Raw genomic sequence first — 23257 nt, forward strand, 5'->3', positions numbered from 1 at the left:
GAGTTCTTAAAATGAAGCAATGGTCATTGGTGAGTAGCCAGTGGATCGTTGCTTTTTTATTTTCCCAGGTTAATTAGGTCGTTAAGAGTAGCGGTTGGAAGAAACAATCGCTATAATTAGAATAATAGTAATTATTTGAGAGGTATGACTTTGTTAGAAGAGTTTAAACCAACATGGATGGTAGAGAGTATTTATTCAGTTTCTCCTGAACAATTAAAGGCTCGTGGCATTCGTGCTGTTTTTAGTGATTTAGACAATACTTTGATCGCTTGGAATAATCCGGAGGGGACGCCGGAATTACACCAATGGATGGCAGAGCTAAAGGAAGCGGGGATCCCGTTAATTGTTATTTCAAATAATAATAAGAAGCGAGTTGCCAAAGCTGTTGCTAATTTAAAACTACCATTCATGTCGCGTTCCTTAAAACCGTTAAGTTTTGGGATTACCCGAGCTCGTAAAAAGCTAGGCTTAGCTAAGAATGAGGTAGTGATGGTTGGCGATCAGCTAATGACGGATATGCTGGCTGCTCATCAAGCTGGAGTTCGTAGTATTTTGGTTAAGCCAATCGTCCAAACTGATAAGTGGACTACCAGAATGAATCGGTTGATAGAAAAGTATGTCTGGCGTGAATTGCGCCGGCATTATCCAAATTTAAAATGGCAGGAGGATTTGAATGACTGAGGAAAAACAAAATCGTGATGATTTAAGATGTATTGGTTGTGGAGCAAAGATTCAAACAACTGATCCCAAAGAACCTGGCTATACTCCTCAATCAGCGCTTGAAAAGGGATTGAAGAACAATGAACTATATTGCCAACGGTGCTTTAGGCTTCGGCATTATAATGAAATTGCCCCAGTTTCTTTGAGTGATGGTGATTTTCTTCGTCTTCTTAGTCAAATTCGGAATGATAATGCGCTAATTGTTTATGTTGTTGATATTTTTGATTTTAACGGTAGTATAATTCCGGGATTGCATCGTTTTGTTGGTTCAAATCCAGTTTTACTTGTCGGGAATAAAGAAGACTTGTTACCTCGTTCATTAAGACGTTCGAAGCTCCGTGATTGGTTACGTCAGCAAGCTAATTTAGCAGGCTTGCGGCCAATTGATACAGTTCTTGTATCTGCCAAAAAGAACCATCAAATTGATTACTTGTTAGAAGTAATTGATAAGTACCGTCAAGAACGGGATGTCTATTTTGTTGGGGTAACTAACGTTGGTAAATCGACGCTGGTTAATCAAATAATTAAACAGCAAACAGGGATTAAGGAACTAATCACAACGTCTAAATTCCCGGGAACAACCTTAGATAAAATTGAAATCCCGCTTGATGATGGTCATCGGTTAATTGATACCCCAGGAATTATTCACCAGCATCAAATGGCTCATGTCTTATCAGCTAAAGATTTAAAGTATGTTTCACCACAAAAGGAAATTAAACCACGGACTTACCAATTGGATCCGGAACAGACAATTTTTATTGGTGGAGTAGCTCGTTTTGACTACTTAACAGGTCACCATGCGGGGATAATTGCTTACTTTGATAATAACCTTCTCCTTCATCGAACAAAGTTAGCTAATGCTGATCACTTTTATGAAAAACACCTTGGCGAATTATTAACACCCCCAACGAAGGACGAATTAAAAGGATTTCCGCCATTAGAGCGTCAGGAGTTTCACTTATCTGAGAAGAGTGATATTGTTTTTGAAGGCTTGGGCTGGATCACCGTTCCGGCAGGGACAAGTGTTGCTGCCTGGGTTCCAAAAGGTGTTTCAAGTTTAGTACGGCGAGCAATGATTTAAAAAGAGGTACAGAATGGAATTAAGAGGAAAGCAAAAACGTTTCTTAAGGGCACAAGCTAACCATCTTCAACCAATTTTTGCGGTTGGTAAGGAGGGATTAACCCAAAACTGGGTTAATCAATTAGATGGGGCATTGGATCGTCGAGAATTAATCAAGGTTAATATTCTCCAAAATTCTGATGTGACGCCTAAAGAGGTTCAACACTTTATTGAAAGTCAAACGACAATTCATGTTGTCCAAATAATCGGTCGGGTACTAGTTCTTTTTAAGGTATCTGCAAACAAGGATGCTCGGGAACTATCATCACGGGTAAAGAAGATCTAATTGGGGTGAGACTTTTTGCAACAGTGTGGAGTTTTAACAAGTACAAAAACAATTACTAAGTCGCAACTTCAACTTGCTCCTAATCAGCAACGTCAACGGATTGGCTTATATGGTGGAACATTTAATCCAGTTCATAATGCTCATTTACTGGTGGCAGATCAGGTTCAATCTTTATTGTGTTTAAACCGGGTTGATTTTATGCCGGATTTTATTCCTCCACATATTGACCATAAAAGCGCCATTGACGCTCAAAAACGGGTTGAGATGTTAAAGTTAGCAATTAGTGATAATAGTCGTTTCGGAATTGAAATGGCAGAGTTAAACCGTGGTGGGGTTAGTTATACCTATGACACAATGAAACAATTGTTGGAACAAAACCCGCTAACGGAATATTACTTTATCATTGGTGGTGATATGGTGGACTACTTGCCAAAGTGGCACCGAATTAATGACTTAGTAAAGTTGCCTCGTTTTCATTTTGTGGGCGTTCGTCGTCAGGGCGCAAAGAATGAAACTCACTATCCGGTGATCTGGGTTGATGTTCCTCTAGTTGCTTTTAGTTCAACTGATATTCGTCATCGAATCTCAACGGGACAGTCGATTAGGTATATGGTTCCAGAAAAGGTTGCACAATATATAAAGGAGCACCGACTTTATCATGAGTGAAGAGCAAATTAAGTATCAAAAACACTATATTCCATTAACTCGGGACGAATTGGTAGAACGCCTGCACTTAGTATTGCGTCCTAAACGATTTAGTCATGTACTTCGAGTTGAGAAAACAGCAGTTAAATTGGCGAAGACTAATGGAGTTGATCCAGAAAAGGCAAGTATTGCTGGCCTTTGTCATGATTATGCAAAACAACGTCCAGATGATGTTTTTATCCAAGTAATTAAGGATAAAAAAATGTCACCAGAATTGTTAAACTACGGGAATGCCATTTGGCACGGTGTTGTTGGTGCTGAGTTGTTGAAAGATGAACTCGGTATTTGGGATGAGGATATCTTAAATGCGGTTCGGCATCATACAACTGGCGCTGCAATAATGAGTAAGCTAGAACAAGTTATTTATATGGCAGACTATATTGAACCAGCACGGGATTTTGATGGAGTTCAAACAGCACGAAAAATTACCGCTGATGATCTTGGTGCTGGAGTCGCTTATCAGACAAAACACACTCTTCAATATTTGATTGCAAATAATAAACCCGTTTATCCAAAGACAATTGAAACCTATAATGCTTGGGTACCAAAATATGAAAGGAAGATAAACTAGATGGATAGTAAACAATTATTAGAAATGGCAGTTAAAGCTGGTGATGGTCGTCGGGCTGAGGATATCGTTGCTTTGAAAGTCGACCAAATTAGTCCAATGGCAGATTACTTTGTGATTATGACTGGTGGTTCTGACCGGCAAGTACAAGCGATTGCCAACGCGATTATCGAAAAAGCTCATGAAGAGAAAGTTAATATTGGAAGCGTCGAAGGAAAGAATCATGCCCAATGGGTACTGATTGATCTTGGCGACGTTGTTGTTCACGTTTTCCGTGAAGAAACGCGGGCTTTTTATAACCTTGAGAAGTTATGGTCAGATGCGCCAATGGTTAATATTAGTGAATGGGTTAATGATTAATGATTTACCAGAGCTTTGCCCAACTATACGACCAATTATTTGACCAGAAGCTGTATAGGCGTTGGCTTGATTTTACCTTGAATTGCGGACAAACCGTTGCGGGGAATAAAGTCTTAGATCTTGCAGGAGGTGCTGGTCGTCTTGCTGTAATGTTAGCTCAACGTCACTATGATGTTACGGTTGCTGATTTTTCTTCTGAGATGTTAAGTCTTGCAAATCAACATGCTGATGAGGCCGGAGTTAATTTAAAAATTATTGAGGCCGATATGCGGAACCTTACTAATTTGCCTCAATATAATTTAGTGACCTGCTATGCTGATTCGCTAAACTACCTAGATGACATGGTGGCCGTGCAGATGACTTTTCGTCAAGTTTATGAACATTTGACTACTGATGGGATCTTTTTATTTGATATGATAAGCCCCTACAAGACAGATGTTGTCTATCCTGGTTACATGTATAATTATGAAGATGAGGCTCACCAGCACGCGTTTATGTGGCGAAGCTTTATGGATGATGAGGTTAAGCATGGGGTAATCCATGAGTTAGCCTTTTTCAACCGGTTAAGCAATGGTGAGTATCAGCGGGTTGGGGAAACCCATTTTGAACGAGCCTATCAGTTGGTAGAATTGCAAACAGCGTTAGACCAGGTTGGCTTTGAACGGATTGAAGTCTCCAGCAACTTTGGGCAAAATAAGGTAACTGATAAAGATGAGCGGTGGTTCTTTAAATGTCAGAAATAGGAACTAGGATGCATGCAGTTGGGTTAGTTACCGAATATAACCCGTTTCATAATGGGCACATTTATCATATTGAGCAGGCAAAAAAGATTACGAATGCTGATGTAGTAATTGCGGTAATGAGTGGTAATTTTACGCAACGTGGAGAACCGACAATCCTTGATAAATGGCAGCGAACACGAGCAGCACTGGCAAATGGGGTTGATCTAGTAATAGAATTACCTGTTTTTATGGCTGTTCAGCCTTCTCATCGTTTTGCAGCGGGAGCATTACAATTACTAAACGATTTGCAGGTAACTGATGTGGTTTTTGGGGCAGAACACCCATCTTGGGACTTTTCGAAGTTTGTAATGGCAGAAAAGCACTTTAACGAGAAATCCTTTGAGCAATTTAATGCAACCTATGCAACGCAATTTAACCAACAATTAAATGAATTAACTGGACATCAGTTAACAGATCCAAATGATATTTTAGCTTTCGCGTACTATAAAGCGATCATTGACAATCAGTATCCAATTGCCCTTCACCCAATTAATCGCTTGGGAAGTCAGTATCATGATCAAACGGTTACTGGCACAATCGCTAGTGCAAGCGCAATTCGCAGGGCGGTTGAGCTTCATGAGACAATTGCTCAGGTAGCACCTGCAGAAACTGTAATTGCATTAGCCAAACTAACGCAATTACCAAAGTGGGAGCAACTGTACCCGTTATTAAGAAATTTTCTAATTCAAACACCAGTGAAAAGTCTTCACCAGATTTACCAAATGGCTGAAGGACTAGAGTATCGTTATCGTGATGCTGCAGAACGAGAATTAACGTTTCCAGGTTTTATTCGTCGCGTAAAAACAAAACGATATACTTATTCACGCTTACTTCGGGTATGTTTGTATGCTGTGATGGGAATTACAGATTCTCAAATAGCGCTGGCCAGTGATCATCCATACTTGCATGTTTTGGGGTTCACAGAACGAGGACAAGATTATTTACATCAGATTAAAAAAAGGGTTGAATATCCCTTGTTAACCAAGATTGGTCAGGATGAACATGATGGTTTAGTTAATTTAGACTATCGAGCAGGAAAGTTATATCAAATGTTTACAGACGTAGAACAGGACGTTAAACATGCACCAATTATTGTTCGTAAAGGGAATTAAAAGTGTCAAGGATAAAACATTGACAAGCAAATTTGTGACTAGTATAATTGTGCTTGTTGCATTAGGAGGTTAATACGATGAAATGGTCAATAGCAGAGTTACATCGTTATTCAGATGAACCGCTACACATTCAGACAACCCTCGATTTAAACCAGATCTTAACAACATCATTTCCGGACACCATCTTGGCTGTTCAACCAGTTAAGGTTGATGGATATGTTAGTTATGATCAGGGGGATGTTACCATTAGTACTCATGTACAGACAACGGTAACTGTACCTTCTAGTCGATCATTAACACCCGTAGCGTTACCGCTCGATTTTTCGTTTACTGAGACTTATGTTGATGATCCTGCACACCTCTCTCGTTATGAAGATGACGAGGATAGTGATGCAATTGTCTTTGTCTTAAAACACGGTGAAAAAATTGATTTTGATGAAGCCGTGGCCGAAAATATTGTTGAGCAAATCCCGCTGCGAGTTCTTTCTGATGATGAACGCGATGGTAAGTCATTACCAAACGGGAAAGGCTGGGAAGTTATCACTGAAGATGACTATAAAGCTAATCAGCAGAATGCTAAAAAAGTTGATCCACGTCTCGCTAAGTTGAAAAAACTATTTCCTGATCAGGATGAAAAAAAGTAGCGGACGGTTAACAACCATTTGTGGATAATTAATTTCTTAGGAGGTGTCAAACATGGCTGTTCCAGCACGGAAGACTTCAAAGACTAAGAAGCGTATGCGTCGGGGTCACATCAAGTTGAGTGTACCTGGTCTTGCACCTTGCCCAAACTGTGGTGAACTTCGCAAGTCACACATGGTATGTCCAAATTGTGGCTACTACGATGGCAAGCAAGTTGTTGATACTAACAACTAACATCAATACAAAAAGATCCTTTTCTAGGCGCCGGACCTGAAAGGGTCTTTTTATTTTTAAATTTAATTTATTATGTGGAGATTACTTCAAACATCACCATATTAAGGCTGGGGTTTATTAGAAAATTGTGATAAAATTATTGTGTTTTATTAATGTGCGAAATAAGAATTAATTGTGTAGGTGAAAGCAATGAGTCGAATTTTAATTATTGAGGATGAAGAAAATTTAGCAAAGTTTGTTGAGATGGAGCTTAAGCACGAGGGATATGAGACCGATGTTGAATTAGACGGTCGTGCAGGACTGCAAGCGGCTCTTAACCAGGACTTTGATCTAATTTTACTTGATCTAATGTTGCCAGAACTAAACGGAATTGAGGTCGCTCGGCGGGTTCGTGAATTAAAAAATACACCAATCATTATCATGACCGCCCGAGACTCTGTGATCGATCGGGTATCTGGCTTTGACCATGGTGCAGATGATTATATTGTAAAGCCATTTGCAATTGAAGAACTTTTGGCCCGTGTTCGTGCTTTACTACGGCGAATTAACATTGAAGATAGTAGTAACAAGGAACACCAGACGACGGTTCAATATAAGGATTTAACAATTGAAAAAGAGAATCGGGTTGTTCGTCGTGGTGATGAAGTAATCAACCTTACTAAGCGGGAATATGAACTTCTTTTAATCTTAATGGAAAACATTAACGTTGTAATGTCACGGAAAGAACTATTAAGTAAAGTTTGGGGCTACGATTCTAAGGTTGAAACTAACGTGGTTGATGTTTATATTCGTTACTTACGGAATAAGATCGACCGACCTGGTGAAAAGAGCTACATTCAAACAGTTCGGGGTACAGGATACGTTATTCGTTCCTAGGATTGACTGATGGAAAAATCACAAAAGCAAAAGAAATTTTTCTCGTTAAAATTAAAATGGGCGCTAGGAACTTCTATTGGTTCTTTCTTGATCTTCTGCATGGTAGCGATGTCGCTGTTTAGTGCTTTTACACAGAACCTCTTAAGTTCTGAGCGTGAGTTGCTTAATTCAGGAATGAACGTAATCAGTCAGCAGCTTGGACGCAGTAATACCATCTTGAGCAAGACGGGGATTAATAATATCATTATTCCTGAGCATGAACGGGATGATTTTATCAATGGTCAGCGTTATCGACGGCCAATCATTCAAGAATTAAGTGATTCGCACCTGATTGTTAACATCTATACTCCTAACAAGCAGAATATTTTTAGTACTGGAAAACCGCTAAGTCATTCCCAATTCTCACAAAGCAAGCGGATTAGTGAGGTTCCTGGTCCCGAACATAATGTTCTCGCTGGAACACAGGCAATTTACTCTAATAGGAATCACCAGTTAATTGGTTATTTAAAAGTAGAAAATAGTCTAAATGCCTACTATAAAAGTTATAATCAGTTCAAATTAGTTTGCTTCTTTGCTATGTTACTGGTAATCTTAACAAGCGGGTTATTAGGCTACTTCTTATCATACTTTCTTCTTCAACCATTAGGTGATATTCACGATACGGTAAAAGAAATTAGTAAAGACCCGACAAAGAATATTCGAGTTCCTGTAACGGGGAGAAACGATGAGTTAGCTGAACTAACTGCAATGTTTAATGAAATGTTGAACCGGATGCAACGGTACATTGACCAGCAGTCACAATTTGTTGGTGATGTAAGTCATGAATTACGGACACCTGTGGCAATTATTCAGGGACATCTGGAAATGCTTCAGCGTTGGGGGAAGGATGATCCTCAAGTATTAGCGGAGTCACTAAATGCTTCTCTTGCTGAAACCAAAAGAATGAAAAATCTTGTTCAAGAGATGCTCGATTTGAGTCGTGCGGAACAGGTCGAAATTAACTTCCGTAACCAACAAACAGTTGTTAATGATGTGGTTCATCAAGTATTTAATAATTTTAAAATGCTCTACCCAGAGTTTACTTTTACTCTGGATGATGATCTTCATTCACCGGTTATTAGTAACATCTACCGTGATCATCTGGAACAGGTACTGGTAATTTTATGTGATAATGCAATTAAATACTCACAGGAGCGGAAAGAGATTCATATTTCGCTTTCTCGTGGGATGAACACTGTTGAAATTGGTGTTCAGGACTTCGGTGAAGGAATTGCCCCTGAAGATGTTAAGAAGGTCTTTTACCGCTTTTACCGGGTTGACAAGGCGCGTAGTCGGAAAAAAGGCGGTAATGGGTTAGGACTTTCCATTGCTAAACGATTAGTTGAAGGCTATCATGGTTCGATTACTCTTGAAAGCTCATTAGGTGGGGGCTCAATTTTTCGGATAATTTTACCGATCGTTGAAGAAGATAACTTAGATACTAAATAAGTTAATTGTGACTTTATTTTACTCTTGGTGATGGGGAGTTAGTTTTTGATAAATACGAATAAGGATTCTGGTTCATTGTCAATCATTATTGGTTGATAATGAACCATTTTTTATTAATCGAAACACCTCAAGCACCAACAGATGGGAAATCATTTATTAGTACTGAATATCGGAGAACCAGAATTCCAAAGCGCGGAGATCTCTGTACTCTGGGCACTTATTTTATCTAGTAACAAGTTATCAACTGCTGACGTGAAGAAAAATTAGTTAAACTAGCAAAAAATTGATAAAGAAAGGGAGAGTTAATAATGACTGAAATTAGTAATATGGAATTAATTAAAAAATGTTGAAGAGCTTGGTAATTCTCAGGGAGAATTCGTTTGCAAATGTTCATCAGCCATTCCAAGGTTCAATGCCTGGTTTTGGTTTAGGAAGAGATGGTCAAGAATTTCCGGGTAAGGGAATCGGGCCTAACGGAATGTTTAACAATCATCAATTTTCACCAAGAGCTAGGCGAACAATGTCAGGTGATTGGGCGATGAATGGCGCCTTTTCAATGATGAACGGTCGGCAACCAGAATTTTCAGGGCGTCAAGGATTAGTTCGGGAAAATCTGCTGACGATTATTGCTGATGCTCCTGAAGGAATTCGCGCAAAGCAAATTGCTGCTCAAGCTGGTATTAATCAATCATCTGTTTCGGAATCGCTTGGGAAGTTAGAAGATGATGGTTATATTAGACGGACAACCGATCCTACTGATAAACGGGCCACCCTAATCTTCTTAACTGACCTAGGAAAAGCACGTGCGAGTGAAATTGAGGATCAGCAAAAGGAAATGTTTGGTCATTTATTCGATAGCCTAACAGCAAATGAAAAAGCAGAATTAGCACGGTTGCTAGACAAGATTATTGCTGGCAATAAAAAATAGCTAGTCAAAATAATAAGTGGAGATGAGAGAATATGAACGAACGACATGGTGGACTTCGAGTAGAGAAGGGGCATGGCCGCTTTAATTTTCGAAGTTTCTTTAAATTAATCAACCAGGTTCACCCTAAATATTGGCAGTTCATTTTTGGAATTATAATTGGACTGATTGCTACTGGGATCAATTTGTGGGTTCCCAAGATGGCCCAAAAGCTAATCAATAGTTACAATGGTCACTTAGATAAAGAATTAGTCGTAATCACAATTGGCTTGTTTATTGCCGGAACAATTATTAGTGCCTTTTCTGGCTTAATTCTTGGTGTATTTGGTGAGAATGTTGTGGCTAACCTCCGACGTGAGTTATGGGAAAAATTATTGAAGCTACCTGTTCGCTACTTTGACCGAACTAAAACCGGTGAGATTGCTTCGCGGTTATCTAACGATACTTCTCAAGTGAAGAACCTCTTAGCAAATACCGTTCCCAATGCATTGACATCCTTACTGCAGTTTGTCGGCGCGTTAGTAATCATGATTGCGATGGACTGGAAAATGACGGCGATTATTTTTATCACGGTTCCAGTTGTTTTTGTTGCTGTAATGCCGGTGATGAAGGTTGCTGGACGAATTGGCTGGAAGCGACAAGATGAATTGGCAAATTTCACCGGAGATTCAACTAATATTCTTAGTGAAATTCGCTTAGTAAAATCTTCAAATTCGGAGAAAAAAGAATTAGTTACCGGAAAACAACGAATTAATAACCTATACAATATTGGTGTTAAGGAAGCAAAAATTAACTCATTAACGACCCCATTAACAAATATGATGATGATGGTTCTCTTCATCGGTGTTTTAAGCTATGGTGCGGTCCGCGTAATGAACCATTCATTATCAATGGGGACACTAATTTCCTTCTTAATGTATCTTTTCCAAATGATGGGTCCCGTTATGATGGTTAGTCAATTATTTAACGAATTAGCAAAGACTAGTGGCTCAACCGAACGGATCCAAGAAATGCTCAATGAAGATGAAGAAAAGGCTAAGGCAGAAAAAGAGATTACGGTAATTGATCAGCCATTGAAACTAGAACATGTTGACTTTGCGTACGAAGAAGGAAAGCAAATTTTACATGATATTAATGTGGTTGCTAAACCAAATACCGTGGTTGCTTTTACTGGCCCGTCTGGTGGTGGAAAGACGACGATCTTCTCGCTAATTGAACGTTTCTACCAGCCAACTGCCGGAACAATTAAAATCGGTAATGAAAACATTGATAATATCAGTCTTAGTTACTGGCGAAAACAAATTGGTTTAGTTGGTCAAAATTCAGCGGTAATGCCGGGAACGATTCGCGAAAACCTGATCTATGGCTTGGATCGTGAAGTGAATGATGATGAACTATGGCGGGTATTGGAAATGGCGTATGCGGATAAGTTCGTTCAGGAATTAGACAACCAACTTGATACTGAAATTGGTGAACGTGGTGTTAAAATTTCTGGTGGTCAACGACAACGAATTGCAATTGCTCGGGCATTCTTACGTAACCCAAAGATTTTAATGCTTGATGAAGCAACCGCTAGTCTTGATTCTGAATCAGAATCAATGGTTCAAAAAGCATTAGCAACCTTGATGAAGGAACGAACCACCTTAATAATTGCGCATCGTTTAAGTACCATCGTCGATGCTGATCAAATTTACTTTATTGATCATGGAACAGTTTCAGGCTCCGGTACTCATAAGGGATTAATTAAGAGCACACCGCTTTATGCTGAGTATGTTCATAATCAATTTAAGGCAAGTAATGGGGAAATTTAAACAAAGGATGGGAGCGTAAAAACGAAGTCATTTATGGCCTCGTTTTTACGCTCCTGTTTGTGTATTGAACTGTTCGTACTTTATCTAAGCAATAGGACTTATGGCACGGCTTCATAATTACATCTAAAAGTGCAACGAATTGTGATCGTTTGTACAAATTTTGTTGATTTGGGCTTATAATGTAAGCGGATAACTTAATATTGTTAAGGAATTGGAATAAGGAGTTGAAGATCCGTGGCGACGGAAAAGAAAAAGTTAATTACGACACCGACGCTGGTCTTGATGATCATTTCGACCATTTATGGGTTCGGAAATGTTTCTATTGCCTATGCTCAGATGTCATATGCAGGAATGTTTTGGTATATTGTCGGAGGAATCTGTTTCTTCTTCCCGTGTTGTTTAATGATGGCCGAATATGGTTCAGCATTTAACGAAGCAAAAGGGGGAATTTACTCCTGGTTAGCGGGTTCAATTGGCGAAAAGCTTGCATTCATTGGAACGTTCATCTGGCTTGCAAGTTGGGTCCTATGGATTGTTTCAAGTGCTTCACGACTTTGGATTACATTATCAGCGTTACTTTTTGGGCGAGACACTACTCAAAGTTGGCATATTGGTTCTTTAGATTCGACACAGTTGATTGGGCTTTTGGCAATTATTTTTGTGATTGTTGTTACCTGGCTAAGTTCGCGGGGGATTAATGGTATTACAAAGATTAGTTCCTTTGGTGGTGCTTTCATGATCATAATGAACTTTATCTTTATTTTTGCCAGTTTAATTACGATTATTGCAAATCATGGGGTTCCGGCACAGCCAATTGACGGAATTAAGACATTCTTTGTATCGCCTAATCCATCATTTCAAACGCCAATTGCAATTATTTCGTTTGTTGTTTATGCGATCTTTGCATATGCAGGAATGGAAAATCTTGGTGGGGTTACCGATAGTATGAAAAATCCTTCAAGAACTTTTCCTAAAGGATTAACAATTGGGGCTATCTTGACCATTGGTAGTTACGTATTAATGATTGTAATGACTGGATTTAGTGTAAATTATAACCAAGTAATTGCTAAATCAAGTGTTAATCTGGGAAATGTAACATATGTTGTTTTCCACCGTTTAGGTTACATGATGGGTGTTTCTCTAGGGTTAAGTCATGGAGTAAATCTTTTCCTGGGTGATTTATTTACCCGCTTGATTGCCCTTGCCGGGTTAATGGGGATGCTTGGTGCAATGTTCATCCTTGTATATACGCCAATTAAGTCTTTTATTATGGGATCAAACCCTGATTTATGGCCAGCACGAGTTACCAAGTTGAATCAACATGGAATGCCCGCTTTTGCAATGTGGATTCAAGCAATTATTGTTTCGGTAATTATCTTTCTAGTAGCTTTTGGTGGCTCTGCAGCAGCTAGTTTTTACCAGATCCTAACTGATATGGGGAATGTTTCCACTTGTGCGCCATATATTTTCTTGGTTGGCGCATTTCCAGCATTTCAGCGGAAAGATATTCCACGTGAATTTGTGGCATTTAAGAACCGCTTTTGGACTAAGGTTCTGGTATGGTTTGTCGAAATTATCGTTTGTTTGGGGATCATTTTTACTTGTATCCAGCCAATTTTGGATCATGATTATCAAACGGCCTTTTGGACAGCCATCGGACCGGTCTTCTTCGGAATCGTTGCGTGGATACTCTATGATTATGCATCTAAGCATGCACGAGCATAACTAAAATGAGGTTTAAAGCTTTATTATTGTGGAGCTTTAAACCTCATTTAATTTTAAATATCTTTGTATTGAATAATCCGTTGATGAATTAAGACGATTCCAATTCCCGTGACAATTAGTTCAGTTAACGGAACTGCTGCCCAAACGCCCTTAAGGCCAAAGAAAAACGGCAGAATAAATATTAATGGTAGGAGAACCAGGTAACCGCGGAGCAGCGATAGAGCAAACGAAGCACGAGCTGAATTAGTCGCTGTTAAGAACAAAATGAAGAGGTAATTTAAGGCACTGAAGAAGGCGCTCGTGAAGTAAATCGGTAGTCCTACAGCGGCATAATGAACGAGCTGAAGTGAGTTTTGAGTATTAAAAAGACCGATGATTGGGTACTTAAATGTAGTTAAGATAATAAATTCAATAAAGGCTAACACAAGTGTAATGACAATCCCGACTCTTAATGCGTGCGAGACATTGTTAAAATGATGTTCACCATATTCGCGACTAGCAACTGGTTGAACACCAAGGGCGACCCCATTAGCAATTGCTAGAACCACGATTGCGATGTTTGAAATTACACCATAGGCGGCAACGGCATAATTATTTGCTAGCATTAAAAGAACATGGTTAAAGAAGAAGACGCTAACGCCGGTGCTTAATTCATTTAGTGCGGCTGCTGAACCTAGTCGTGCTGATTCAATAAGTGGCTTAAAAGAGGGACGAACAAGATGAAAGTGCAGACGGTGATTTTTAAATTTCCGGTGAAATGATAAAACTACTAGACTAATTGCGGGTGAAAAGATTACTGCTAAAGCGGCTCCCTCCATTTTTAAACCGAGGCCAAAGATGAAGAACCAGTCAATGATAATTACTGATGATGTTTCGATAACAGTCGCCAACATGGTTAAGGTTGGGTTGCCATCATTACGAATAAAGTTGATACTAACATAGTTGCACATTACAAATGGGCCACACCATGCCACTATTCGTACATAGGTAATGGCGAGCTCTCTTGTAGCATTATTGGCGCCGAGAAAGTCAACAATTCCGACTGAAAAAACGTCAATTAGAATTGCAAATGTTATTCCCAGAATTGCCGCGGAGATCATTAGTGAGCTGTATAATGATTCAATCCGCTCAGGGTGGAGAATTTTATTGAGCGAAAAAATTGTTGCACCACCAACACCGAGTAATAAACCAAGGGCGTTAAAGAGATTAAAGATGGGCAGAGCAAGGTTAAGAGCAGTTAATCCTAATGCGCCCGCAGCAATTGAAATGAAGAGGGTATCAATCAAAACATAAATTGATGTTCCAAGCATGGCAATAATGTTTCGACTAACGTAATGAAAAACTTCTTTAGTGATTGGCAAAATAAAACCTCCAGATTAGCTTCCCATCCTCCAGAAATTGGACGCCTGTTTGGAAAGTAAAATAATTTATAAACAAAACCCGGCGATTTTGTGGCTCTTATTTCATTAACTTTATCTTAGCAAATCGAGTGTAGCGGTAAAAGAGGTGGGCCTTAGATTAGGATCCCATTAAGGTGATCAATCTCGTGTTGGACGATCTCTGCAGCTATATCTGAGAGTTGTAAGGTTTGTAAACGCCAATCTTGATCACGGAAGGTAACCTTAATTTGACGATAACGTGTAACTGCTCTTTTTCCGGGAAGCGAGAGGCAGCCTTCAGTGGTTTGATATGGCTCTTGTTTTTGGGTTATTTGAGGATTGTACATTACCATATTAACTGGCCCAAGGCTTGCAATAATAATTGCCTTATTGATGCCAATCATATTTGCTGCCATACCAATGCATTCTGCTTGGTGTGCATTTAAGGTGTCTTTGAGATCGATACCGACATTAAGGTCTTGTTTTGTTGCGGGAGTGGCACGTTGTTGTAAAAGTATTTGATCGTGGTTAATTGGTTTAATCATTATCTTGTCTCCTAAAATAAAAGGGCTATAGTGATTGCCATAGTCCTTATTTTTTTAATTATTATTTTTATGATGATGTTGCTTACCAGCATTTCGTTGACGATTGCTTGGCTTTGGTGCAGCTGAAGAAGCCGGTGCAGCAGATTTCTTTAATTGATCAATTGTTGCAGAAACGTTGTTAGTTGCGTTCGCTGCTGAATCACTTGTTGTTAAAGTATCAGGAACTTTAATTGGGTTTTTCTTGTTTTCCTCTGCAATTTGTCTACGAATTCGTGGGCGGTATGCATTGATCATTAAGGTTTGAAGAATTGCAAATAATCCACCAATAAAGAAGTAAAGACCTAGTCCAGCCGATGAAGTTAACGAGATGAAGAAGGTCATGAATGGGCTCATCCAGATTGCCATCTTCATTTGCTTCTTTTGTTCTTCAGGGACGCCAACTAATCCAAGGTAGCTTTGTGCTGCATATGCAATAAAGGAAAGGATTGCAAAAAGAATGCTTGGCTTTCCGAGCGCGATCCCCATAAAGGTCGCATGATAAAGGTCGGGGGAATAACGGATTGCAGCATAGAGGGCAGCAAAGACTGGAAACTGGATTAGTAGTGGTAAACAGCCAATTCCTCCAGTCAGACTAACATTATTTTCCCGATAGACAGCCATCATTTGTGCACCGACAGCAGCTTGCTCTTCTGGAGTTTTGGCTTCCCGTTGCTTCTTTTGAAGATCTTTAAGTAGTGGCTGAATCTTAGCCATTTTTTCTTGCATGATGGTTGATTTTTTCATCTGTGAGAACATTACTGGTAGCAGGATTGTCCGAACCACAACAACAATTACAATAATTGCCCAACCATAATTATTACCTAAGTGACTAGCAAGCCATTCCATTAAGTGTTGCATTGGCTTTGCAAGATACGTATATGTCAGTCCATATGGCTTTCCCGACTTTGTTGTTCGTACACAACCAGTCAGAAATAACAGGGTAACGGTTAATAGTCCCGCAACCGAAAGTCGTTTTCGTTTCATCAATATTCTCCCTTAGTGTATTTAAGTATAGTGTTAAATAGTATAAAACAGTACATATATTAACATTAAATCTACTAGCAATTCTACCGATTTAACGCTATTTAATCATAAAAAACTGATAACGCTGGGGTGGTAGTTCCTCAATCTGCAAGTTTGTAACGTGGGCAAATGGGGTTGGCCCAGCTTTAATTAAGTGAATAAATTTTTCCAAGTTTGGGTGATTACCTTCAGCGATAATTTTGACAGTCCCATCCGATAAGTTCTGAACGGTTCCCGTAATGGTGAGACGGTTAGCGATTTGTAATGTTCCGTAACGAAAACCAACTCCTTGAACCTGACCATGAACAATTATTTTTAAACAGTGAAGTTCCATTTAGGTTACTCCTTCTCTTAATAAAATCATAGAAATTATTAGCATCATTGTACGCTATAACCATGGTATAATTAATCAAAAGAGGAGTCGATAATTAAATGGAAAAACTTACGTCGATTCATAATCAACACGTAAAAAATTGGAAAAAACTTCAAACAAAGAAATATCGTCGACAAACAGGGACATATTTGCTTGACGGTTGGCACTTGGTAAATGAGGCGGTTCAGTCTGGCACTCAAGTCTTACAATTAATCGGAACGAGTGAGCAGCTTGCAGCTCATCCAGAGTTAAATTCACTTACTGATGAAGTATATGAAGTTACTGAAGAAGTAATGCAACATATTACTGATACGGTTACCCCACAAGGAATTGCGGCAGTGGCTCCGTTGCCAGACGCACACAAAATTCCAGACATGGAAAACCTTCGTGGTGGTTGGCTATTTCTTGATCGGGTTCAAGATCCAGGAAATGTTGGCACAATGGTGCGGACCGCTGATGCTGCTGGATTTGCGGGCGTAGTGGTTAGCCATCGCTCGGCAGATATTTTTAGCCCGAAAGTGATTCGGTCAATGCAAGGATCTCAATTTCATTTGAATTTGTACGAAGGAGATCTAGCAAAGTGGATTGAAGATTTTAAGATGGTTAATGCGCCAGTTTACGGGACTCAGCTTAATCCGCAAGCAAAAAGTTTTCGTGATGTTGAACCAGGAAAAACCTTTGCTTTAATTATGGGAAATGAAGGTCAAGGGATGAGCGAACAGTTTCTTAGTCAAACAACGGCTAACCTTTATATCCCAATGCGGGGACAGGCAGAGTCGCTGAATGTTGCTGTTTCCGCTGGAATTCTTATGTTTCAGTTAAATAAAAATTTATAATGCTTAATGATTTATTTGTTAAGATAGATCTTGTAAAATATCCTTAAGAATTGAAAAGGGGGATTATATGAAGTCAATTAATGAATGGCGAACCGATTCGGAGTATGTTTCTATTGTTAGTGATTTATTAGCTCAGCCAGCTGTTCAGAAGTTAGCTCAGTACACACAACACCATCACTCGAACCGTCTCCAACATTCGATTGCGGTTTCATTCGATAGTTATAGGATTGCCAAACGAATGCATCTTGATTATCGGAGTGTTGCTCGCGCTGGCTTACTACATGATCTCTTTTATTATGATTGGCGAACTACCAAATTTGACTTGGGGACACATGCGTTTATTCATCCACGGGTAGCATTGCGGAATGCTGAAAAATTAACAAAGTTGAATGCTAAGGAGAAAGATATTATTCTTAAGCACATGTTTGGCGCAACATTGGCGTTGCCAAAGTATCGTGAGAGTTGGATTGTTTCACTTGTAGATGACTTTGAGGCTGAGCATGAATTCTTTAGTCCGCTTCGGGCTAAGTTGGCACGAAAGATCCGTAAGCGTCGTATGAAGTCTGTATGGTAGTTTGTGGAAGGGAGTTGTTACTATGCAACAATTAGCTGAGAAGTCGGCTAATGCTGGTGGCTGTAAACTTTGCCCGAAATTCACCCATACCTTTTCGATCCTTGGCAAAAAATGGAATGGCTTAATTATCGAAGCCCTTCTGGTTAAGGATACAATGCGTTTTAAGGATCTTTCAGCAAGTATTAATGGATGTAGTGATCGGGTTTTATGTGAACGCCTTAAGGAATTGGAGGACGAACACATTGTTGTCCGGAACACCTATAAGGGTGAGAATCGGATTGATTACTCATTAACGGAACGGGGACAGGAACTTCGGGAAGTTATGAGTACGGTTCATCGGTGGAGTGACAAGTGGAATTAATTTTTCCTTGACCTGCTAAGGGCGCTTAGCTACAATAGTCTGTGATATTAAAAGTGTCGATGGAAACTAGTACCTTGATTATTATTGTTAGAGAGCTGTTATAATTCTGCAATTAACGGTCAGTAATACCTAGGGAATTTCATTTCCGGAGCCGATATGTAATGATATTCCGGTTGATCGCCGTTATCGATTTTGAGTGTGCATTTTTTGCAAACTAGGGTGGTACCGCGAAGCCTCGTCCCTAATCGGACGGGGCTTTTTTGTTTACTAAAAGGAGTGAAATTATGGGATTAAAAGAACGACTTGCTGAACTTCGTGAAGAGGGATTGCAAGAAATCAGGGAATCTGAAGACCTGAAAAAAATTAACCAAGTTCGGGTAAAAATGCTCGGAAAGAAGGGGCCAATTACCAATGTTCTTCGTGGAATGCGTGATTTAAGCGCTGAAGAACGGCCAAAGGTGGGGCAATTTGCAAATAAGGTTCGTGATGAACTTACCGCTGCAATTGAAAGTAAAAAAGCAGAACTAGAACAAGCTGCAATGAATGCAGAATTAGAGGCAGAAACTATTGACGTTACTTTACCCGGAACACCAGTAGCTCAGGGTGAACCACACGTTATTCAACAAATTATTGATCAAGTGGTTGACCTATTTGTTTCGATGGGATACGAGGTTGCTGTTGGTGACGAGGTCGAACAAGAAGTTTATAATTTTGAAAAATTAAACTTGCCAAAGGATCACCCAGCACGAGATATGCAGGATACTTTCTATGTTACGCCGTCCGTCTTAATGCGGACCCAAACTTCCCCAATGCAGGCGCGGATGTTGGAGAAACATGACTTTAGCCAGGGACCATTAAAAATGATTTCACCAGGAAAAGTTTATCGGCGGGACACGGATGATGCTACCCATAGTCACCAATTTAACCAAATTGAAGGAATGGTTGTTGGTGAACACATTACAATGGCTGATTTAAAAGGAACATTGAAGGTTGTTGCTCAATCACTTTTTGGTGATAAATTAGATGTTCGTTTGCGACCAAGCTACTTCCCATTTACTGAACCATCAGTAGAAGCTGACATTACATGCTTTAATTGTAAGGGAAAGGGATGCTCTATCTGTAAGCATACTGGCTGGATTGAAGTTCTTGGTGCCGGGATGGTTCATCCAAACGTTTTACGGATGTCTGGTGTTGATCCAGAGAAGTTTGGTGGCTTTGCCTTTGGATTGGGACCTGACCGATTTGCAATGTTAAAGTACGGGGTTACCGACATTCGGAACTTCTACCAAAATGATGTTCGTTTCTTAACTCAATTTGATCGGAAAGGATAACGGCAATGAAAGTTTCATACGATTGGTTAAATGAATATTTAGACCTTGACGTTGAGCCACGCGATCTTGCCGAAAAGATTGCGCGGACGTCTGTTGATATTAATGATGTTTATTCATTAAGTGATGGCTTGAAAAATTTAGTGGTGGGGGAAGTTGAGACCTGTGAACCTCACCCCAATTCGGATCATTTGCATGTATGTTCCGTAAATGTTGGCGAAGAAGAACCGCTCCAAATTGTTTGTGGAGCACCTAATGTTGCGGCCGGACAAAAAGTAATTGTTGCCTTAAACGGTGCCCGGATTGCGAATAACCAAAAAATAAAGCGTGGTAAGATTCGCGGAATTGAATCAAATGGGATGCTTTGTGCCTTACAAGAGATTGGTTTTAGTGACCGAATTGCTCCCAAAGCTTATGAAGCCGGGATTTACATTTTACCTGATGATGCTAAACCAGGAGAATCGGTATTCAGCTACCTGGGGATGGATGATACGATTATTGATACCGATGTTACTCCTAACCGTGGTGATATGTTGAGTATCTATGGTAATGTTAATGACATTGCTGCATTTTATAATTTAAAGCCGCATTTTAAGGAAGTTGCAGTTGAAGAAAATGATGACCAGGCAACTGCTGACCTCATTAATGCTAAAATTAGTGATAACAAGATTGCACCAACATATAAGTTACGAGTAATTAAGGGTGTTAAGATTCAAGATAGTCCACTATGGCTCCAAATTCGCCTATGGAATTCTGGTATTCGGCCAATTAATAATGTTGTGGATGTTACTAACTATGTTCTGCTCAAATATGGTCAACCCTTACACAGTTATGATTATGATAAGTTGCCAAATCATGATATTAGTGTCCGTCATGCTCGAGCAGATGAAAAATTCGTTACTCTTGACGATGAAGAACAGACATTAAACGCAAATGATATTGTCGTTGTAAGTGGTGATCAACCGATTGCTCTTGCTGGAACGATGGGTGGTCAAGCTACTGCTGTATCAGGAAATACTACTACCGTGGCACTTGAAGCAGCAATCTTTGACTCAGTAATGGTCCGGAAACAAGCTCGTCGTCTTGATCTTCACAGCGAATCCTCAATGCGCTTTGAGCGGGGAATTAATCCAGCAACTGTTGAAACTGCTCTTAATGAAGCGGCCCAATTAATTGCTGAATTAGCTGGCGGAACTGTTACTAAGGGAATTGTTACTGGCAGTGAAAAGCCAGCAGAGGATAAAAATATTGAGCTATCATTAGCAAAGATTAATCACGTTTTGGGAACTGACCTAAAGATGGAGGATGTTACCAGCGTTTTTGATCGGTTAGCTTTTGCTAATAAGTTAACTAGTAATGACACGGTTCTGGTTACGGTTCCTGCCCGTCGTTGGGACATCAGCTTGCCAGCCGACCTTTATGAAGAAGTTGCCCGGATCTATGGCTATGATAATTTACCTGAAAGCTTACCGGTAATGACTCGTAATCATGGCGGATTATCTCCTCGACAACGATTTATTCGCGCTACCCGCCATGATTTTGAAGGAATGGGTCTGAACCAAGCTATCAGTTATTCATTGACTACTGTTGACAAAGCCAAGCAATTCCAAATTGATCCGGTAGCTGAACCAATGAAACTTGACTTCCCAATGAGTTCTGATCACGTAGCAACCCGGATGAGCATTATTAGTGGTTTATTAATTGATATTGCCTATAATGTTGCCCGTAATGTTAACAATGTTGCCCTTTATGAAGAAGGTCGAGTATTTATTCCGCGTGGTGGAGAGCGCCCAGAAGAACAGGAACATGTTGCAGGAGCAATTACTGGTCAATTATTGAATAATAGCTGGCATGTTGCTGATCAGCCTGTTGATTTCTTCCAAGTAAAGGGAATGTTGGCACGGTATCTTCATAACATGGGAATCGCAGGAAAGATTGAATACGTTGCTGATCATTCTCGAGAAGAGATGCACCCTGGTCGAACAGCTAATATCTTAATTGATGGTGAACTAGTTGGTTTTGTTGGTCAGGTTCATCCGCAAACGGCAAAAGAATATAAGGTTCCTGAAACCTACGTCTTTGAATTAAACCTTGAACAGTTAATGAAGTCCAAGAAGATTGAAAATGAATATACGCCAATTAGCAAGTTCCCAACAATCACGCGTGATATTGCTTTATTAGTTGATACCAAAGTTACAAACGAAGAGATTGTTGATTTAATTAAGCAATACGGGGGTGCCTTCTTGAAAGATGTTCACTTGTTTGACGTTTATAGTGGTGCCCACCTTTCTTCTGGAAAGAAGTCATTGGCATACACGTTAACTTACCAGGATACCAATGCAACCTTGAAAGAGGACCAGGTAAATCAGGCATTCGCTAAGATAACAAAACACCTTCAGGAACAATTAAATGCTGAGATTCGTTAATAATGACTAACGAAAAATTACATCGCCAAAATCGGGTTGTTCTAATTATTCTAGTTCTTTTAACTTGTTGTGGCTTAGGGATCCATCAATATTTTAACTATGCTTTAAGACCGGTTGATCCTTCAGCAAATCAGGTGTTAAGCGTTAAAATACCGCAGGGTGCGACTGATCATCAAGTAGGTGTGATTTTAAAAAAGAAACGATTAGTGCGGAGTAGTTTTGTCTGTGACTACTATTTGCAAACTCATAAGGAATCAGGAGTGAAGGCTGGAACATTTAAGTTGAAGGCTTCGTACTCAACACCGCAGATTGTTAGTCTTTTGCAGGAATCTCGTGAAAGTCATTAAAAATATTTTTAGGATAATTATTTACATTTACCTAAACAAATGGTAATTTACCAATGGATATAAGATAGGAGTGTGTAATTAAATGGCTGAAGAAAAAACTTTTCCAATGACGCTGGAAGGAAAACAAAAACTTGAACAAGAACTTGAAGACCTTAAAATGAAGCGTCGTCCAGAAGTTATCAAGCGAATTAAGATTGCGCGAAGTTATGGTGACCTTTCTGAAAACTCTGAATATGAATCTGCAAAGGATGAACAAGCCTTTGTTGAAGGACGAATTTCACAGATTGAAAATATGCTTCAATATGCTGAAATCATTGATAATGAAGACGTTGATAAGGATGAAGTATCAATGGGACGGAAAGTAACAATCAAGGAACTTCCCGACGAAGAACCAGAAAGTTACCAAATTGTTGGGGAATCAGAATCTGACCCATTTAACGGTAAGATTTCTAATGAGTCACCAATGGCTAAGGGACTTCTTGGTCACAAGGTCGGCGAAGAAGTTGAAATTGAAATTCCTAACGGCACGATGAAGGTTAAAATTTTGAGTGTAGAATAATCAAATTAACCTTAATATATTTGAGGTCCAAATTCCGGGTATCTGTCAACTGGTATTGATGGATATCGATACCACTCACAGAAATGTGGGTGGTATTTTTTATACAAAAAGAC

Annotated in this window: 26 protein-coding genes; 22 read left to right on the forward strand and 4 right to left on the reverse strand. The window is 39.6% G+C overall.

All coding sequences use genetic code 11. From position 1 onward, the window contains the following. Nucleotides 1-150 precede the first annotated feature (150 nt). The 15 genes from MR181_RS06750 to yjeM all read left to right on the forward strand — a co-directional run bounded on the left by MR181_RS06750 (nt 151) and on the right by yjeM (nt 13354). Entirely contained in the window at nt 151-681 is a 531-nt protein-coding gene (locus tag MR181_RS06750) for a YqeG family HAD IIIA-type phosphatase (RefSeq protein ID WP_242336382.1), read from the forward strand. Beyond that, complete coding sequence (gene yqeH / locus MR181_RS06755; RefSeq protein ID WP_242336385.1) at nt 674-1801, forward strand: ribosome biogenesis GTPase YqeH; 1128 nt, start codon at nt 674-676, stop codon at nt 1799-1801. The genes MR181_RS06750 and yqeH overlap by 8 nt, the downstream gene beginning before the upstream one ends. Before the next feature lie 13 nt (nt 1802-1814). After that, complete coding sequence (gene yhbY, locus MR181_RS06760; protein WP_242336388.1) at nt 1815-2126, forward strand: ribosome assembly RNA-binding protein YhbY; 312 nt, start codon at nt 1815-1817, stop codon at nt 2124-2126. Between the two features lie 15 nt (nt 2127-2141). Continuing rightward, nucleotides 2142-2792, forward strand: a complete 651-nt coding sequence (locus MR181_RS06765; RefSeq protein WP_242336391.1) for a nicotinate-nucleotide adenylyltransferase — start codon at nt 2142-2144, stop codon at nt 2790-2792. Continuing rightward, the gene (gene yqeK / locus MR181_RS06770; RefSeq protein ID WP_242336394.1) at nt 2785-3402 is read left to right on the forward strand and encodes a bis(5'-nucleosyl)-tetraphosphatase (symmetrical) YqeK; all 618 of its coding nucleotides are present in this window, start codon (nt 2785-2787) and stop codon (nt 3400-3402) included. The genes MR181_RS06765 and yqeK overlap by 8 nt, the downstream gene beginning before the upstream one ends. After that, complete coding sequence (gene rsfS / locus MR181_RS06775) at nt 3403-3759, forward strand: ribosome silencing factor (protein ID WP_102169158.1); 357 nt, start codon at nt 3403-3405, stop codon at nt 3757-3759. Next, a complete protein-coding gene (locus MR181_RS06780) occupies nt 3759-4502 on the forward strand; it encodes a class I SAM-dependent DNA methyltransferase (protein WP_242336397.1) in 744 nt (247 codons plus the stop codon). The genes rsfS and MR181_RS06780 overlap by 1 nt, the downstream gene beginning before the upstream one ends. 8 nt (nt 4503-4510) lie before the next feature. Beyond that, on the forward strand, nt 4511-5653 hold the full coding sequence (locus MR181_RS06785) for a nucleotidyltransferase (protein ID WP_242336443.1): 1143 nt from the start codon (nt 4511-4513) through the stop codon (nt 5651-5653). 77 nt (nt 5654-5730) lie between these two features. Next, a complete protein-coding gene (locus tag MR181_RS06790) occupies nt 5731-6297 on the forward strand; it encodes a YceD family protein (protein ID WP_242336400.1) in 567 nt (188 codons plus the stop codon). Nucleotides 6298-6349: 52 nt separating this feature from the next. Then, on the forward strand, nt 6350-6529 hold the full coding sequence (gene rpmF / locus MR181_RS06795; protein WP_003717284.1) for a 50S ribosomal protein L32: 180 nt from the start codon (nt 6350-6352) through the stop codon (nt 6527-6529). 189 nt (nt 6530-6718) lie between these two features. Beyond that, a complete protein-coding gene (locus tag MR181_RS06800; protein WP_003717285.1) occupies nt 6719-7405 on the forward strand; it encodes a response regulator transcription factor in 687 nt (228 codons plus the stop codon). 9 nt (nt 7406-7414) lie between these two features. Continuing rightward, on the forward strand, nt 7415-8893 hold the full coding sequence (locus MR181_RS06805; RefSeq protein WP_242336403.1) for a HAMP domain-containing sensor histidine kinase: 1479 nt from the start codon (nt 7415-7417) through the stop codon (nt 8891-8893). 343 nt (nt 8894-9236) lie between these two features. Then, complete coding sequence (locus MR181_RS06810) at nt 9237-9821, forward strand: MarR family winged helix-turn-helix transcriptional regulator (protein ID WP_242336406.1); 585 nt, start codon at nt 9237-9239, stop codon at nt 9819-9821. Between the two features lie 32 nt (nt 9822-9853). Then, on the forward strand, nt 9854-11629 hold the full coding sequence (locus MR181_RS06815) for an ABC transporter ATP-binding protein (RefSeq protein WP_242336409.1): 1776 nt from the start codon (nt 9854-9856) through the stop codon (nt 11627-11629). A gap of 234 nt (nt 11630-11863) precedes the next feature. Further along, nucleotides 11864-13354, forward strand: a complete 1491-nt coding sequence (gene yjeM, locus MR181_RS06820; RefSeq protein WP_191910789.1) for a glutamate/gamma-aminobutyrate family transporter YjeM — start codon at nt 11864-11866, stop codon at nt 13352-13354. Nucleotides 13355-13407: 53 nt separating this feature from the next. On the opposite strand, the gene MR181_RS06825 is transcribed toward yjeM, so the two are convergent. The 4 genes from MR181_RS06825 to MR181_RS06840 form a co-directional block, all read right to left on the reverse strand. Further along, complete coding sequence (locus tag MR181_RS06825) at nt 13408-14664, reverse strand: MATE family efflux transporter (RefSeq protein ID WP_242336446.1); 1257 nt, start codon at nt 14662-14664, stop codon at nt 13408-13410. A gap of 203 nt (nt 14665-14867) precedes the next feature. Continuing rightward, nucleotides 14868-15278 carry a peptide deformylase gene (locus MR181_RS06830; protein WP_242336412.1) on the reverse strand — a complete coding sequence of 137 codons (411 nt, stop codon included), beginning with the start codon at nt 15276-15278 and terminating at the stop codon, nt 14868-14870. Nucleotides 15279-15332: 54 nt separating this feature from the next. Further along, nucleotides 15333-16301 carry a membrane protein insertase YidC gene (yidC, locus tag MR181_RS06835; RefSeq protein WP_242336415.1) on the reverse strand — a complete coding sequence of 323 codons (969 nt, stop codon included), beginning with the start codon at nt 16299-16301 and terminating at the stop codon, nt 15333-15335. 97 nt (nt 16302-16398) lie between these two features. Beyond that, a complete protein-coding gene (locus MR181_RS06840) occupies nt 16399-16674 on the reverse strand; it encodes an acylphosphatase (protein ID WP_242336418.1) in 276 nt (91 codons plus the stop codon). 98 nt (nt 16675-16772) lie between these two features. On the opposite strand from MR181_RS06840, the gene MR181_RS06845 reads away from it, so the two are divergent. The 7 genes from MR181_RS06845 to greA all read left to right on the forward strand — a co-directional run bounded on the left by MR181_RS06845 (nt 16773) and on the right by greA (nt 23144). Continuing rightward, the gene (locus tag MR181_RS06845) at nt 16773-17549 is read left to right on the forward strand and encodes a TrmH family RNA methyltransferase (protein WP_242336421.1); all 777 of its coding nucleotides are present in this window, start codon (nt 16773-16775) and stop codon (nt 17547-17549) included. Nucleotides 17550-17616: 67 nt separating this feature from the next. Then, complete coding sequence (locus tag MR181_RS06850; RefSeq protein WP_102169460.1) at nt 17617-18123, forward strand: HD domain-containing protein; 507 nt, start codon at nt 17617-17619, stop codon at nt 18121-18123. Nucleotides 18124-18145: 22 nt separating this feature from the next. After that, complete coding sequence (locus MR181_RS06855; RefSeq protein WP_191910783.1) at nt 18146-18484, forward strand: winged helix-turn-helix transcriptional regulator; 339 nt, start codon at nt 18146-18148, stop codon at nt 18482-18484. A 284-nt stretch (nt 18485-18768) separates the two neighbouring features. Next, on the forward strand, nt 18769-19815 hold the full coding sequence (locus MR181_RS06860) for a phenylalanine--tRNA ligase subunit alpha (RefSeq protein ID WP_242336424.1): 1047 nt from the start codon (nt 18769-18771) through the stop codon (nt 19813-19815). Between the two features lie 5 nt (nt 19816-19820). After that, the gene (gene pheT, locus MR181_RS06865; RefSeq protein WP_242336428.1) at nt 19821-22238 is read left to right on the forward strand and encodes a phenylalanine--tRNA ligase subunit beta; all 2418 of its coding nucleotides are present in this window, start codon (nt 19821-19823) and stop codon (nt 22236-22238) included. Between the two features lie 2 nt (nt 22239-22240). Next, nucleotides 22241-22585 (forward strand): endolytic transglycosylase MltG, encoded by a 345-nt coding sequence (locus MR181_RS06870; protein WP_191910780.1) that lies wholly within the window; start codon nt 22241-22243, stop codon nt 22583-22585. 82 nt (nt 22586-22667) lie between these two features. Next, nucleotides 22668-23144, forward strand: a complete 477-nt coding sequence (gene greA / locus MR181_RS06875) for a transcription elongation factor GreA (RefSeq protein WP_191910779.1) — start codon at nt 22668-22670, stop codon at nt 23142-23144. Nucleotides 23145-23257: the final 113 nt, after the last annotated feature.

The organism is Limosilactobacillus urinaemulieris (assembly GCF_932750685.1).
Taxonomy (GTDB): domain Bacteria; phylum Bacillota; class Bacilli; order Lactobacillales; family Lactobacillaceae; genus Limosilactobacillus; species Limosilactobacillus urinaemulieris.